The organism is Avibacterium endocarditidis, assembly GCF_965138825.1.
GTDB classification, from domain to species: Bacteria; Pseudomonadota; Gammaproteobacteria; order Enterobacterales; family Pasteurellaceae; genus Avibacterium; species Avibacterium endocarditidis.
The window spans coordinates 22,906-36,707 of sequence record NZ_CBCSDH010000012.1; the positions used below are offsets into that span (position 1 = coordinate 22,906).

Annotated in this window: 18 protein-coding genes and 2 pseudogenes; 15 read left to right on the forward strand and 5 right to left on the reverse strand. The window is 40.1% G+C overall.

Annotated elements, in window-relative coordinates:
• Positions 1-7 precede the first annotated feature (7 nt).
• Genes rplD through rpsQ form a run of 9 tightly spaced genes read left to right on the forward strand, consistent with a single transcriptional unit; the run spans position 8 to position 3,991 of the window.
• On the forward strand, positions 8-610 hold the full coding sequence (gene rplD, locus ACNAV8_RS08125) for a 50S ribosomal protein L4 (RefSeq protein WP_103853555.1): 603 nt from the start codon (positions 8-10) through the stop codon (positions 608-610).
• Positions 607-909 (forward strand): 50S ribosomal protein L23, encoded by a 303-nt coding sequence (rplW, locus tag ACNAV8_RS08130; RefSeq protein ID WP_035687397.1) that lies wholly within the window; start codon positions 607-609, stop codon positions 907-909. Before rplD ends, rplW begins: the two co-directional genes overlap by 4 nt.
• Positions 910-930: 21 nt before the next feature.
• A complete protein-coding gene (gene rplB / locus ACNAV8_RS08135; protein WP_103853556.1) occupies positions 931-1,752 on the forward strand; it encodes a 50S ribosomal protein L2 in 822 nt (273 codons plus the stop codon).
• Positions 1,753-1,780: 28 nt separating this feature from the next.
• Complete coding sequence (gene rpsS / locus ACNAV8_RS08140) at positions 1,781-2,056, forward strand: 30S ribosomal protein S19 (RefSeq protein ID WP_005539416.1); 276 nt, start codon at positions 1,781-1,783, stop codon at positions 2,054-2,056.
• Positions 2,057-2,066: 10 nt separating this feature from the next.
• Positions 2,067-2,399, forward strand: a complete 333-nt coding sequence (gene rplV, locus ACNAV8_RS08145; protein ID WP_017805227.1) for a 50S ribosomal protein L22 — start codon at positions 2,067-2,069, stop codon at positions 2,397-2,399.
• Positions 2,400-2,417: 18 nt separating this feature from the next.
• On the forward strand, positions 2,418-3,122 hold the full coding sequence (rpsC, locus tag ACNAV8_RS08150; protein WP_103853557.1) for a 30S ribosomal protein S3: 705 nt from the start codon (positions 2,418-2,420) through the stop codon (positions 3,120-3,122).
• A gap of 13 nt (positions 3,123-3,135) precedes the next feature.
• The gene (gene rplP / locus ACNAV8_RS08155) at positions 3,136-3,546 is read left to right on the forward strand and encodes a 50S ribosomal protein L16 (protein WP_103855067.1); all 411 of its coding nucleotides are present in this window, start codon (positions 3,136-3,138) and stop codon (positions 3,544-3,546) included.
• Positions 3,546-3,737 carry a 50S ribosomal protein L29 gene (rpmC, locus tag ACNAV8_RS08160; protein ID WP_017805230.1) on the forward strand — a complete coding sequence of 64 codons (192 nt, stop codon included), beginning with the start codon at positions 3,546-3,548 and terminating at the stop codon, positions 3,735-3,737. Before rplP ends, rpmC begins: the two co-directional genes overlap by 1 nt.
• Positions 3,737-3,991, forward strand: coding sequence for a 30S ribosomal protein S17 (gene rpsQ, locus ACNAV8_RS08165; protein ID WP_017805231.1), 255 nt, complete (start codon positions 3,737-3,739; stop codon positions 3,989-3,991). Before rpmC ends, rpsQ begins: the two co-directional genes overlap by 1 nt.
• A 76-nt stretch (positions 3,992-4,067) precedes the next feature.
• Here rpsQ and ACNAV8_RS08170 read toward each other — a convergent pair whose 3' ends face one another.
• Both ACNAV8_RS08170 and msrP read right to left on the reverse strand, forming a co-directional pair.
• On the reverse strand, positions 4,068-4,655 hold the full coding sequence (locus ACNAV8_RS08170; RefSeq protein WP_415777545.1) for a ferric reductase-like transmembrane domain-containing protein: 588 nt from the start codon (positions 4,653-4,655) through the stop codon (positions 4,068-4,070).
• Complete coding sequence (msrP, locus tag ACNAV8_RS08175) at positions 4,655-5,614, reverse strand: protein-methionine-sulfoxide reductase catalytic subunit MsrP (RefSeq protein ID WP_415777546.1); 960 nt, start codon at positions 5,612-5,614, stop codon at positions 4,655-4,657. The genes ACNAV8_RS08170 and msrP overlap by 1 nt, the downstream gene beginning before the upstream one ends.
• Positions 5,615-5,872: 258 nt before the next feature.
• Between msrP and ACNAV8_RS08180 the strand changes: the two genes are divergently transcribed.
• Both ACNAV8_RS08180 and ACNAV8_RS08185 read left to right on the forward strand, forming a co-directional pair.
• Positions 5,873-6,835: an asparaginase gene (locus ACNAV8_RS08180; protein ID WP_281258763.1), complete on the forward strand. Its 963-nt coding sequence runs from the start codon at positions 5,873-5,875 to the stop codon at positions 6,833-6,835.
• Between the two features lie 80 nt (positions 6,836-6,915).
• On the forward strand, positions 6,916-7,239 hold the full coding sequence (locus ACNAV8_RS08185; protein WP_103853563.1) for a thioredoxin family protein: 324 nt from the start codon (positions 6,916-6,918) through the stop codon (positions 7,237-7,239).
• Positions 7,240-7,297: 58 nt separating this feature from the next.
• On the opposite strand, the gene tal is transcribed toward ACNAV8_RS08185, so the two are convergent.
• Positions 7,298-8,251 (reverse strand): transaldolase, encoded by a 954-nt coding sequence (gene tal, locus ACNAV8_RS08190; RefSeq protein WP_103854955.1) that lies wholly within the window; start codon positions 8,249-8,251, stop codon positions 7,298-7,300.
• Between the two features lie 164 nt (positions 8,252-8,415).
• Here tal and ACNAV8_RS08195 point away from each other — a divergent pair, with 164 nt between their 5' ends.
• The 4 genes and pseudogenes from ACNAV8_RS08195 to ACNAV8_RS08210 form a co-directional block, all read left to right on the forward strand.
• On the forward strand, positions 8,416-8,973 hold the full coding sequence (locus ACNAV8_RS08195) for a DNA-3-methyladenine glycosylase I (protein WP_415777547.1): 558 nt from the start codon (positions 8,416-8,418) through the stop codon (positions 8,971-8,973).
• A gap of 68 nt (positions 8,974-9,041) precedes the next feature.
• Positions 9,042-11,387: an LPS assembly protein LptD gene (gene lptD / locus ACNAV8_RS08200; RefSeq protein WP_415777548.1), complete on the forward strand. Its 2,346-nt coding sequence runs from the start codon at positions 9,042-9,044 to the stop codon at positions 11,385-11,387.
• Between the two features lie 537 nt (positions 11,388-11,924).
• Positions 11,925-12,244, forward strand: a pseudogene (locus ACNAV8_RS08205) (IS3 family transposase); the annotation flags it as partial.
• A 31-nt stretch (positions 12,245-12,275) separates the two neighbouring features.
• Positions 12,276-12,355 (forward strand): annotated as a pseudogene (locus tag ACNAV8_RS08210) (IS3 family transposase); the annotation flags it as partial.
• A 62-nt stretch (positions 12,356-12,417) separates the two neighbouring features.
• Here ACNAV8_RS08210 and rpoH read toward each other — a convergent pair.
• Both rpoH and ACNAV8_RS08220 read right to left on the reverse strand, forming a co-directional pair.
• Positions 12,418-13,263, reverse strand: coding sequence for an RNA polymerase sigma factor RpoH (gene rpoH, locus ACNAV8_RS08215; RefSeq protein WP_103853568.1), 846 nt, complete (start codon positions 13,261-13,263; stop codon positions 12,418-12,420).
• 210 nt (positions 13,264-13,473) lie between these two features.
• Complete coding sequence (locus ACNAV8_RS08220) at positions 13,474-13,788, reverse strand: DUF2322 family protein (protein WP_103854954.1); 315 nt, start codon at positions 13,786-13,788, stop codon at positions 13,474-13,476.
• Positions 13,789-13,802: the final 14 nt, after the last annotated feature.

The window sequence follows — 13,802 nt, forward strand, 5'->3', positions numbered from 1 at the left end:
GATAGAGATGGAATTACAAGTTGTAGGTGCAAACGCACTAACTGTTTCTGAAACTACCTTCGGACGTGAGTTTAATGAAGCGTTAATCCACCAAGTGGTTGTTGCTTATGCAGCAGGTGCTCGTCAAGGTTCTCGCGCACAAAAAACTCGTGCTGAAGTGTCTGGTTCAGGTAAAAAACCTTGGCGTCAAAAAGGTACAGGTCGCGCTCGCGCTGGTGATGTGAAATCACCAATTTGGCGTTCAGGTGGTGTAACTTTCGCAGCGAAACCACAAGATCACAGCCAAAAAGTGAACAAAAAAATGTACCGTGGTGCAATCAAAAGCATTCTATCTGAGCTTGTTCGTCAAGATCGTTTAGTTGTTGTTGAAAAATTCGAAATCGATGCACCAAAAACTAAAGCCTTAGTTCAAAAATTAAAAGATATGGCGTTAACTGACGCTCTTATCATCACTGCAAACTTAGATGAGAATCTATTCTTAGCAGCGCGTAACTTATACAAAGTAGATGTACGTGATGTTCAAGGTATTGATCCAGTAAGTTTAATCGCTTTTGATAAAGTGGTTTTAACTGTTGATGCAGTGAAACAAATTGAGGAGATGTTAGCATGATTCAACAAGAACGTTTGCTAAAAGTGTTAAAAGCACCTCACGTCTCTGAGAAAGCAACAAATAACGCTGAGAAGTCAAACACCATCGTTTTCAAAGTCGCTTTAGATGCCAACAAAGCAGAGATTGCAAAAGCTGTTGCAGAATTATTTGAAGTGAAAGTAGATTCTGTTCGTACTGTTGTAGTTAAAGGTAAAACTAAACGTCGTGGTACGAAGATGGGACATCGCAGTGACTGGAAAAAAGCTTATGTAACTCTTCAAGAAGGTCAATCACTTGACTTCGTTGAAGGTGCAGAGTAATTACGGAGGAGAAAGAAATAAATGGCTATCGTAAAATGTAAGCCGACCTCCGCTGGTCGTCGTCACGTTGTTAAAATCGTAAACCCTGAATTACATAAAGGGAAACCTTACGCACCATTATTAGATAGCAAATCTAAAACTGGTGGTCGTAATAATTTAGGACGTATTACTACTCGCCATATCGGTGGTGGTCATAAACAACATTACCGTTTAATCGATTTCAAACGTAACAAGTTAGATATCCCAGCGGTTGTTGAGCGTCTTGAATATGATCCAAATCGCAGTGCAAATATTGCTTTAGTGCTTTATAAAGATGGTGAACGCCGTTATATCTTAGCACCTAAAGGTTTAAGCGCAGGCGATCAAATCCAAGCAGGCGTAAACGCACCTATTAAAGTTGGTAACTCATTACCAATGCGTAATATCCCTGTTGGTTCAACTGTACATAATGTTGAATTAAAACCAGGTAAAGGCGGACAACTTGCACGTTCTGCTGGTGCTTATGTACAAATTATTGCTCGTGAAGGTAACTATGTAACTTTACGTCTTCGCTCAGGTGAAATGCGTAAAGTATTAGCTGAATGTTCTGCAACCATCGGTGAAGTGGGCAATTCAGAGCATATGCTTCGCGTTCTTGGTAAAGCTGGTGCTAACCGCTGGAGAGGCGTTCGCCCAACAGTTCGTGGTACAGCAATGAACCCTGTTGATCACCCTCACGGTGGTGGTGAAGGTCGTAACTTCGGTAAACACCCTGTTACTCCTTGGGGCGTTCAAACCAAAGGTAAGAAAACTCGCCATAACAAACGTACTGATAAATACATCGTACGTCGTCGTGGTAAATAATTTTTTAATCAATTAAAGAGGATAAGCCATGCCACGTTCTCTCAAGAAAGGTCCTTTCCTTGACCTACACTTGTTGAAGAAGGTAGAGAAGGCGGTGGAAAGCGGGGATAAAAAGCCAATTAAAACTTGGTCCCGTCGTTCAATGATCATTCCTTCAATGATCGGATTGACCATCGCAGTCCATAATGGTCGTCAGCACGTTCCAGTTTATGTATCGGACGAAATGATTGGTCATAAACTCGGTGAATTTGCACCGACTCGTACTTACCGCGGACACGCTGCGGATAAGAAAGCTAAGAAGTAAGGGGTAAAAGATGGAAACTATCGCAAAACATCGTTACGCTCGCACTTCAGCGCAAAAAGCTCGCTTAGTTGCGGATTTAATCCGTGGTAAAAAAGTAGATCAAGCGTTAGAAATTTTAACTTTCACTAACAAAAAAGCGGCATCGCTTGTTAAGAAAGTGCTTGAGTCTGCGATTGCCAATGCAGAGCATAATGATGGTGCAGATATCGATGATCTTAAAGTGACTAAGATTTTCGTAGATGAAGGTCCTAGTATGAAACGTGTTATGCCACGTGCTAAAGGTCGTGCAGATCGTATTTTAAAACGTACAAGCCACATCACAGTGGTTGTGTCAGATCGTTAATTTAGTAGAGGAATAGCAATGGGTCAAAAAGTCCATCCAAATGGTATTCGCCTAGGTATTGTTAAGCCTTGGAGCTCTACTTGGTTTGCGAATACACAAGATTTCGCATCTAACTTAGATGGCGATTTCAAAGTGCGTCAATTCTTAAATAAAGAATTAGCGAATGCTTCCGTTTCACGCATCACTATTGAGCGTCCAGCGAAAAGTATTCGTGTAACAATTCACACAGCTCGTCCTGGTATCGTAATCGGTAAAAAAGGCGAAGATGTTGAAAAATTACGTAACGCTGTTGCGGCAATCGCAGGTGTTCCAGCACAAATCAACATCGCTGAAGTGAAAAAACCTGAATTAGATGCAAAATTAGTTGCTGATAGCATCGCTTCACAACTTGAACGCCGTGTAATGTTCCGCCGTGCAATGAAACGTGCAGTACAAAACGCAATGCGTTTAGGTGCTAAAGGTATCAAAGTTGAAGTAAGCGGTCGTTTAGGTGGTGCAGAGATTGCTCGTTCAGAGTGGTATCGTGAAGGTCGTGTACCATTACATACACTGCGTGCGGACATCGATTATAACACTGCAGAAGCTCACACAACATACGGCGTAATCGGCGTTAAAGTGTGGATCTTCAAAGGTGAGATTCTTGGTGGAATGGCTGCAATTGAACAACAACCAGAACAACAACCTACCACGCCTAAAAAACCACGTGGTAAAGGTCGTAAGTAAGGAGAATTGCTAAATGTTGCAACCAAAACGTACAAAATTCCGTAAAGTCCAAAAAGGTCGTAACCGTGGAATTGCAGGTGGTACAGAAGTTAGCTTCGGTACCTTCGGTTTGAAATCAGTTGGTCGTGGTCGTTTAACCGCTCGCCAAATTGAGGCAGCACGTCGTGCGATGACTCGTGCGATTAAACGTCAAGGTAAAATCTGGATCCGTGTATTCCCAGATAAACCAATTACTGAAAAACCATTAGAAGTCCGTATGGGTAAAGGTAAAGGTAACGTTGAATACTGGGTAGCTTTAATCCAGCCGGGTAAAGTACTTTATGAAATGGATGGTGTGTCTGAAGAATTAGCAAGAAACGCATTTGCACTTGCAGCAGCGAAATTGCCAATCAAGACCACATTCGTAACTAAAACGGTGATGTAATGAAAGCTCAAGAACTACGTACAAAAACTGTTGAAGAGCTGAATGCTGAATTGGTTAACTTGTTAGGTGAGCAATTCAAATTGCGTATGCAAGCAGCCACCGGTCAGCTTCAACAAACCCATCAGTTAAAACAAGTGCGTCGCAGTATTGCACAAGTGAAAACTGTATTAACCGAAAAGGCGGGTGAGTAATGACTGATAATATTCGTAGCGTACAAGGTAAAGTTGTTAGCGACAAAATGGATAAATCTTTTGTTGTTGCTATTGAACGTAAGGTAAAACACCCGTTATACGGTAAATTTATCCGTCGTACAACAAAACTACACGTACACGATGAAAACAACGAAGCGAAATTAGGTGATGTCGTAGAAGTTCGCGAATGTCGCCCGATTTCAAAAACTAAGTCTTGGACTTTAGTTCGCGTTGTAGAAAAAGCAGTAATCTAATTTATTAGTTATCGCTTTAAATAAAACAATAGCCAATGGTGTATGCCATTGGCTTTTTTGTTGCATTATTATTTACTCAACGTTTATGGCTTTTTAAATATTTCCACACTTTCAATATCAGAAGCAGGATTGCTGTAAGCAAGTAAATCCATGCCCCTAATTGAAAACTTTTTGATGACCAAACATAATGCATTGCTGCAAAAAATAGGGCGATATAAGTGAGTTGATGTAAGGGAAAAACAGTTCTTTGTAAATAACGTTTTATAGCTGGCAGCATGATTACTGAGGTAAAAATGAAGATTACAAAAGCAAATGCACCTAATAGAAGATAAGGGCGTAGGAGTAATTCTTTAATAAACAGGGAAGTATCTAATCCCAGTTCAAGATAAAAATAGGCAATAATATGTAAACTCGCCCATACCATTGCCCATAGCCCTAAAATAGGGTGATAGGTTTTTAATTTATGCCATTTGAATAGCCCTATCGCCTCTCTGAAGAGAAAAACACCTAGAAATAGGCTAAGTGCCATCCATCCTAAAAAGTGAATTAATTCTTTAATCGGATCGGCCCCAAAATATTGTCCTTGGTTGATAATGAGTTCATGACCTAGCCATATAAAAGGGGCGCCAGCAGTAAAATGCAGTAAGAAACGTGCTGATTTCATTAGTAATTAACCGTTAAATCTAATCCTTGGTACAGTGAGGCAACTTCATCATAACCATTAAACAGCAAGGTGGGTTGTCGCTTCACATTGAATAATCCGCCTGCACCAATAACACGTTCACTGGCTTGTGACCATCGAGGGTGAGGCACATTTGGGTTCACGTTGGCATAAAAGCCATATTCATGCGGCGCAAGTTGTTGCCAAGTATTGAGCGGACGAGTTTCGGTTAAACGAATTTTTACAATCGACTTTATGCTTTTAAATCCATATTTCCAAGGAACGACTAGACGTATTGGAGCACCATTTTGAGGCGTTAGCTTTTTGCCATAAAGTCCAACGGAGAGCAGCGTGAGTGGGTGCATTGCTTCAGCAATCGTTAAACCTTCCCGATAAGGGTAATTAATTCCACCTCCCCAGAAGAAATTTTTTTGTCCCGGCATTTGCTCTGGATCATAGAGCGTTTCAAACTCAACATATTTCGCTCGACTGGTTGGTCTAACTTCGCGTAAGAGTGCATTTAATTCAAAACCAATCCAAGGAATAACCATTGCCCACGCCTCTACACAACGGAAACGATAAATTCTTTCTTGCAAGGGATAACGTGTATAAAGATCCTGTAAATCCAAGATTAATGGTTTTTCAATTTCACCAGAAATTTCTACTTGCCAAGGAGCGGTTTTTAATGTGTGTGCATATTGAGCGGGAGAGCCCTTGTCTATGCCAAATTCATAGAAGTTATTATAACCAGTTACTTTATCTTCTGGCGTTAAGGATAATGCGGTGTTTAAGCTGTCTTTTTTGAAGAGAAGTAAATTCTCTTGAGGCATAGGATCTGCTTGTGAAATTTGCGGTAATAGAGACATTCCACCTATTGCGCCAAGTCCAGCAATCAGTTTGCGTCGATGATAGAAAATTTCTTCCGGCGTAACATCGTTCTCGGTTAATTTGTGTCTGCGCATAATGAACTCCTTGTATAAAAAATATTTCTTTGTTTGAAATATGGACAAGGCGGTAAAACAGAAGTTCCAGCTTCAGAAAAGACTTTTAACAGGTTTAACCTCTCCTCCTACTCTGACTAAACTTCGCAGTGCTTGGCTGATTAACTAAAAATAATGAAAATTTCTACCGCACTTTAGTTTGTATCAAAGTTTGTAACAAATTTTTTGTGAATAGCTGTGTTAAAATAGTGCAATTAAAACAGAATAGAAGATCGAAAAATAATGAAAAAACTCCTTGTTCTCCACACGGGTGGAACAATTTCAATGCACGCGGACAGTCAAGGGAAAGTGGCGCCAAATGCCACTAATCCTATGACCAAAGTCGGGTTTGATTTGCATAATGTTGAAGTGGAATCGGTGGATTTTCTCAATCTTCCTAGTCCGCATATTCGCCTTGAGCATATGTTGGCGTTGAGCCAGAAAATTAAACAAGACGGTGCAAATTATGATGGCGTGGTGATTACACACGGTACGGATACATTGGAAGAAACCGCTTATTTTCTGGATACAATGCAGTTGCCGAAAATGCCGATTGTAATTACAGGCGCGATGCGTTCCAATAATGAACTCGGCAGTGATGGTATTTATAATTACCTTTCCGCGTTGCGCGTAGCAAGTTGTGAGAAAAGTGCTGATAAAGGCGTGTTAGTGGTGATGAATGATGAGATTCACGCCGCAAAATATGTCACTAAAACCCACACCACCAATGTTTCCACTTTTCAAACTCCAACGCACGGACCTTTGGGTGTAATTATGAAAAAGGATATTCTCTTTTTCAAAACTGCCGAACCTCGAGTGCGTTTTGATTTAGAGACGGTGAGCGGAAATGTGCAAATCATCAAAGCGTATGCGGGAATGGATAGTTGGCTGTTTGAGCAATTAGATTTGCAAAAATTAGATGGATTGATCATTGAAGCTTTAGGTGCGGGGAATATTCCACCGCAAGCGATGCAAGGATTGCAACGATTGATCGATCATAACATTCCTATTGCACTAGTTTCTCGTTGTTTTAATGGCATTGCAGAACCCGTTTACAGCTATGCAGGCGGCGGTGCAAATTTGCAACAACAGGGCGTGATGTTTGTGAAAGAACTCAATGCGCCAAAAGCACGCTTAAAATTGTTGATTGCCCTTAATGCCGGATTACAAGGCGAGGCGCTAAAAAGTTATATGGAAGGATAAAGAAAAAATTCCTAAAATTTGCACCGCACTTTATTGTGAAGAAGTTCTTTTTAAGGAACTACTTTCATCAGGTTTAAATAATGAAAATCGCAACGACATTAAAGGAAATTGAACAACATATTAATGAAAACCCTTTTGCTTTGTTGCTTATTAAAGCACCAAACTGTGGGGTGTGTACTGCCGTAGCGCAGCAGCTTGAAGCACTTTTACCAACTTATCCAACACTTTCCGCAATGCAAGCAAATATTGCGGATATTCCTGAAATGGCGAGTTATTTCCACGCACTCACCGCCCCTGTGGTACTTATTTTTTATCAACAAAAAGAAGTGGAGCGCTTCGCCCGCTTTGTGCCATTACAAGAATTAAAAGTGCGGTTGGATTTTTGGCAGAATTTTCACGCATAGCATTTTCACGCATAGCAAAAGCCCCATTGATTTTTGGGGCTTTTTTATCAGATTGCGATTAGAACTTCGCTAATAGCATCGCTTCTAATTTTTCTTGGTCGATAGCAAATTTGCGAATCCCTTCAGCCAGTTTTTCGACTGCCATTGGATCGCTGTTGTGTTGCCAATAGAACTCGCTTTCAGTAAGCGGTTGTGGCTTGGCTTTCACTTCGCCAGTATAATCTAACTTACGCACAAGTGCGGTGTGATTTTCTTGTAATTCTTTTAACAATGCTGGCGCGATGGTTAAACGGTCGCAACCTGCAAGCTCAATAATTTCACCTACGTTACGGAAACTTGCGCCCATCACCACGGTTTGATAGCCGTGTTGTTTGTAATAGTTGTAAATTTTAGTCACTGAAATGACGCCCGGATCTTCGGCGGTAGCGTATTCTTTTTTGTCGCTATTCGCTTTGTACCAGTCAAGAATACGGCCTACAAATGGGGAAATTAAATACACGCCAGCCTCTGCGCAAGCACGCGCTTGAGCTTCAGAGAATAACAGGGTTAGGTTACAGTTAATAGCTTCTTTTTCAAGAATTTCTGCCGCACGGATCCCCTGCCAAGTGGAGGCAATTTTAATTAAAATACGATCATTAGACACGCCTGCTTCATTATAAAGTGCGATTAATTTACGCGCTTTTTCAACGGTCGCTTGGGTGTCGTAAGAAAGACGAGCGTCCACTTCGGTAGAAATGCGTCCTGGGACAATTTTAAGAATTTCTAAACCGATGTTTACCGCTAATTTATCTTCTGCATCAATAAGTTGCTGTGCTTTGTCCGCACTTTTGCTTTTAGCATAAGCAATAGCTTCATCAATTAATGGGGCATATTGAGGCAAAGCAGATGCGTTTAAAATGAGTGATGGGTTGGTGGTGGCGTCTTGTGGTTGGTAGGTTTTAATGGCTTCAATATCGCCCGTATCCGCTACAACCACGGTCATTTCGCGTAATGATTCTAATTGTGTTGTCATAGTTACCTCTTGTTTAATTGTTAGTTAAGTTGGAATACAATATCACATCTTGCCAATATACATATAGCTATTTTAGCTTTAGTATTGATAGGCAGATTCTAAATTAAATTTCGGCATTTAGAAAAATAAAATCTGTGATCTGGCTCACAATAATAGGAAACAAAATGAAAACACGTTGTAATTGGGCGCAAGGCTTAGCTATTTATGAAGATTATCACGATAATGAATGGGGAAAACCTGAATATAATAGCTTGAAATTATTTGAGAAAATTTGTTTAGAAGGGCAACAATCAGGGCTTTCTTGGATCACGGTATTAAAAAAGCGGGAAAATTATCGCCAAGCCTTTCATCATTTTGATCCCGTCAAAATTGCTCAAATGAACGAGCAAGATATTGACGCGTTAATGCAAAATGCGGGATTAATTCGTCATCGTGCAAAATTAGAAGCTATTGTGAAAAACGCCAAAGCTTATTTAGCGATGGAAAAGTGCGGTGAAAATTTCAGCGATTTTATTTGGGCGTTTGTGAATCATCAACCACAAATGAATGATGTGCCGGATTTATCTGTCATCCCTGCCAAAACAGACACTTCAAAACAACTGTCAAAAGCCTTGAAGAAAAAAGGTTTTGTTTTTGTGGGCGAAACCACCTGTTATGCCTTTATGCAATCAATGGGCTTGGTGAATGATCATCTCAACACCTGCTTTTGTAAGCATAAATAAAATGCTTTTTGAGCGTTTTTTCTTTATAATCAGGTTAATTTTACACCTTAAATTTAAATGGGTTATTAATGAAAAAAAATTACTACACTATGCTTTCTTTCTCAATTTTGACCGCACTTTATGGCGTGCCAAGTTGGGCGAGTTTGCAGCAGCAATGCTTAGCTGGCGTACCGCAGTTTCAAGGGGAAGTGGTACAAGGCGATCCAAATGAATTGCCAGTTTATATTGAAGCCGATCGTGCGGAGTTAAATCAGCCCGTTAATGCACGTTACGAAGGGGACGTGGATATTCAACAAGGTAACCGCCATTTAAAAACGCAAATGGCGGAAGTGATTCAAATGGGCGAGGGGCAAAATGTGCAACGCTTTGCCTATGCAAAAAATGGCTTTGATTATAAAGATAATCTAATCAATCTGTTAGGTGATTCCGCCAAGGTTAATCTGAATAATAAAGATGCCGATGTAGAAGGCGCAGATTACCAATTTGTCGGCCGTCAAGGACGCGGTAAAGCACAGCAAGTTGAGCTACGCAATGATTATCGCTTGTTGAAAAACGCCACCTTTACCTCTTGCTTGCCTGATGATAATAGCTGGGCGATTGAAGCCTCTGAAATGCGTCAGCATATCCAAGAAGAATATGCCGAAATGTGGCACGCGCGCTTTAAAGTTCACGGCGTACCGATTTTCTATACCCCTTATTTACAATTGCCTATTGGCGATCGTCGCCGTTCTGGTTTGCTCATTCCAAATGCGGGCACATCTAGCCGTGATGGTTATTGGTATGCTCAGCCTATTTATTGGAACATTGCACCCAATTTTGATATGACAGTAACACCAAAATTTATGTCAAAACGTGGCTGGCAATTTAATGGTGAAACACGCTATCTCACGCAGCTTGGCGAAGGGTTAATTGCGGGCGAATATTTAGGCCATGATCGGCTTGATGATTACCAAGGGGATAACCGCTCGCGCCATTTATTCCACTGGCGACACAGTTCCAGTTTCTTACAAAATTGGCGTTTAAACGTGGATTACACCAGAGTCAGCGATAAGCGTTATTTCTCAGATTTTGACTCCGCTTACGGACGCAGCACGGACGGTTATGCTGATCAAAATTTCCGCATTGCGTACTATCAGCCAAACTACAATTTCTCTCTATCGGCGAAGCAATTCCAAGTGTTTGATGATGTGGATATTGGGCCTTACCGCGTTTTTCCACAGCTAGATTTTAATTATTATCGTGATGGGCTTGCTAACGGTTTAATGGATTTCCGTTTATTCTCACAAATTTCTCGTTTTGAGAATGACAGCGCCTTAATGCCAAAAGCTTGGCGTTATCACATTGAGCCAAGCCTTAATATTCCCCTTGCGAACCGTTACGGCAGCTTGAATATTGAAACCAAACTTTACGCCACGCACTATAATCAAACCAAAGGGAAAGGGCAAAATGCAGAAGAGATTGAACGCTCTGTAACCCGCGTGTTGCCGCAAGTGAAAGTGGATTTGCAAACCTTGCTTGCCAGCAAAGAAACCTTATTTGATGGCTATACGCAAACAATTGAACCACATATTCAGTATCTGTATCGTCCTTATAAAGATCAAAGTAATATTGGCTCAAAATTAAACAGTCAATATCTTGGTTTTGGTTATGATTCCGCCTTATTACAACAGGATTATTTTTCATTATTCCGTGATCGCCGTTATAGTGGCTTAGACCGCATCGCTTCGGCAAATCAGTTCACCTTAGGGGGAACAACGCGTTTTTACGATCAAGAAGGGAACGAACGTTTTAACCTCTCTTTAGGGCAAATTTATTATCTCAGCGATTCGCGTATTGATAATAATCCAAACAATATCAGTGATCGTTCAACCTCGTCTTGGTCATTAGAAAGTAACTGGCGTATTAGTCCAAAATGGAATTGGCGTGGTAGCTATCAATACGATACCAGCTTACACCAAACCTCCCTTGCCAATACTGTGTTGGAATATAACCCAAGTGGCAATAATCTGATTCAGCTAAGTTATCGCTACGCAAGTCAGGAATATATTGACCAAAATCTCACGGGCGCAAATGCGTATAATCAAGATATTAAACAGCTCGGTTTAGTGGCAGCGTGGGAAATTGCCGACAGATGGGCCGTGGTTGGGCATTACTATCAAGATCTGGCTTTAAACAAACCTGTTGAGCAATATCTCGGCGTGAAATATAACACTTGCTGCTGGGCAGTCGGTGTTGGCGCGCGCCGTTATGTAACCAGTAAAGATGGGCAAAAAGAAAATGAAGTGATTTACGATAATAGCTTTAGCATAAACTTTGAATTGCGAGGTTTAGGCACAACAGATCACCGCAGCGGCATTGAAAAAATGCTAAAAGCAGGGAAATTGCCTTATATTCAATCATTTAGCTTATATTAAAAAGAAGTATAAGAAAGTAAGAAGTAGACCGCTTTATCTGCCTCTAAAAAAGCTGGATGAAATAAGCAACCTATTAAGGGGCAGATTTTCTATGACTAAATGCACATAACAACTTTAAACAAGTGGTTATGTAGCAAGGAAAAATGTCATGAAATAATGGTTGTAGAGCCTTTATTAAGCAGTAAATAGCTTATTATCCAAAATGGAGATAGCAATGAGACCTAAGTACATAAAAAATGATGTTTTACAGAGAAAATTGCCAAGATCTATCAGGGAATGGCAGTAATTCTTGATTTTTCTTTGTATTTAGAATGCTTGAAGAAACTCAAAATATAACGAAGTGATGGTAAACTCATGTTTATTACGATGACTTGGAGAGAGTCACTTATAAAGAAGGCTAATAAAAAAGCACTGAATCAATTTATTGGCCCCCAAAGTTCGGCTAAACAACCAACTGATTAAGCTGTAGATTTTTTATGACTAAATATACTCAAGGTTTCAAACAATAAGTGTTCGGCTTTTATATTTTAAAAATGGAAAAATCGTTCGCTTATTCGCCGGTATTTTCAGCTTACCAAAAATACGTTAAATCGTTAGATTGTAAAATTTAATCTTAATAGAATCAATGGATTAGCTATGTTAGGTAAAAAGCAATGTTATTCTGTTGAGTTTAAATTCAAGGTAATTCAAGCTATCAAAAAAGACAGTATTTTGCCAAAGCAACGTGCTTTCACTTTGATATCTCCAATTCAGGGATAAGTAGCCAATGCTTGCAAACCTTCGAAAAACAAAGTATAGATGTTTTATTGCCCAAACCTAAAGGTTGGCCGATTATGAAACTAACTTATCCTAATATGGTTATTGTCTAATTGCCTTAGAGTAAGAAAATATTACTACAATAATGAACGTATTCAAGTGAAGCTAAAAGGACTAAGCCAGTGGAATACGGAACCCAGTCCTTGAATTAAAATGTAGTCTAACTTTTTGGGCGCAGAGCAAATCAATCAGTGCTTCTTTATGTCATTTTACTTTAGAACGTTACCGCGCTTTTAAGTTTTTTCAATGCGTTAGTTTCAAGTTGGCGAACACGCTCAGCGGAAATATTGTATTTTGCCGCTAAATCTTGCAAGGTGGCTTTGTTTTCATCTAACCAACGTGCTTTGATAATGTCTTGGCTACGTTCGTCTAAGCCTTCAAGCGCGGTAGCAACTTGATCTGCCGCTTGGGTTTCATAATTTTCATTTTCAAGTTCTGCGGCAAAGTTTGAGCTTTTATCTTCAAGGTAAAGCGCTGGTGCAAAGCTTTCGTCATCATCTTCATTAGAAAGATCAAAGCCAACATCTGCCCCAGTCATGCGGCTTTCCATTTCAATCACATCTTGTTTAGATACGCCAAGCTCTTCGGCGACCATATCCACTTCATTATCATTGAACCAACCTAAGCGTTGTTTAGTTTTGCGTAGGTTAAAGAACAATTTACGTTGTGCTTTCGTGGTTGCCACTTTCACGATACGCCAGTTGCGTAATACATATTCGTGGATTTCCGCTTTGATCCAATGCACAGCAAAAGATACAAGGCGAACGCCCACTTCTGGGTTAAAACGTTTTACGGCTTTCATTAAGCCGATATTACCTTCTTGAATTAAATCTGCTTGTGGCAATCCATAACCAGAATAGCCACGCGCAACGTGGATCACAAAGCGAAGATGAGACAAAATCAATTTTTTTGCTGCCTCAAGATCTTCTTTATAATACAAACGTTCCGCTAATTCCTTTTCTTCCTCTGCGCTTAGCATAGGATATTCGTTTGCAGCACGGATATAGCCTTCTAAGCTGCCTTGAGGAACTAACATTAGGGTTTGTGTATCTTTGTTCATCATATTCCTTCTTATTTTACGCCCAACTTTAGGGCTATTTATAACATAATCTATAATAAGGTCAATCGATTATAACGATTAATCTATCCTTTTCTTGTAAGTTTAGACTATGGACTTTTAAGAAAGTTCGTTACTTTTGATAAATTTTTCATTAAATAAAATAAATCTTCAAAAAATCTCACTCAGCCCTTGTTTCACAAGGCTTAACGCTTATTTTTCTTCTGGCACTAAGCGATAGTCCTTGCCCTGTTCAATCACCGTAAATAACAGGTTAATATTCGGGTGCTTGCCAGGGAACTGTTTGGCATCTTGCGTGTGTTCAGCAAAAAGTTGCAAGCCTTTTTCTGCGCAAGTGCGGTCTAATTTTCCGTTAAATTCTTGTGCAAGGGCGTTGTACACGCGCAATGAGCCAAGTTTGCCTGCAATGGCAGGAATGTGATGAATTTGCGTTTCACCGTCAAATACGCTTAAGCCTGCAAGGTGATCGATAGTTGGTAAGGTTTCTAAAATTGTTTTGAAATCCATTTTGCTTCCTTTGT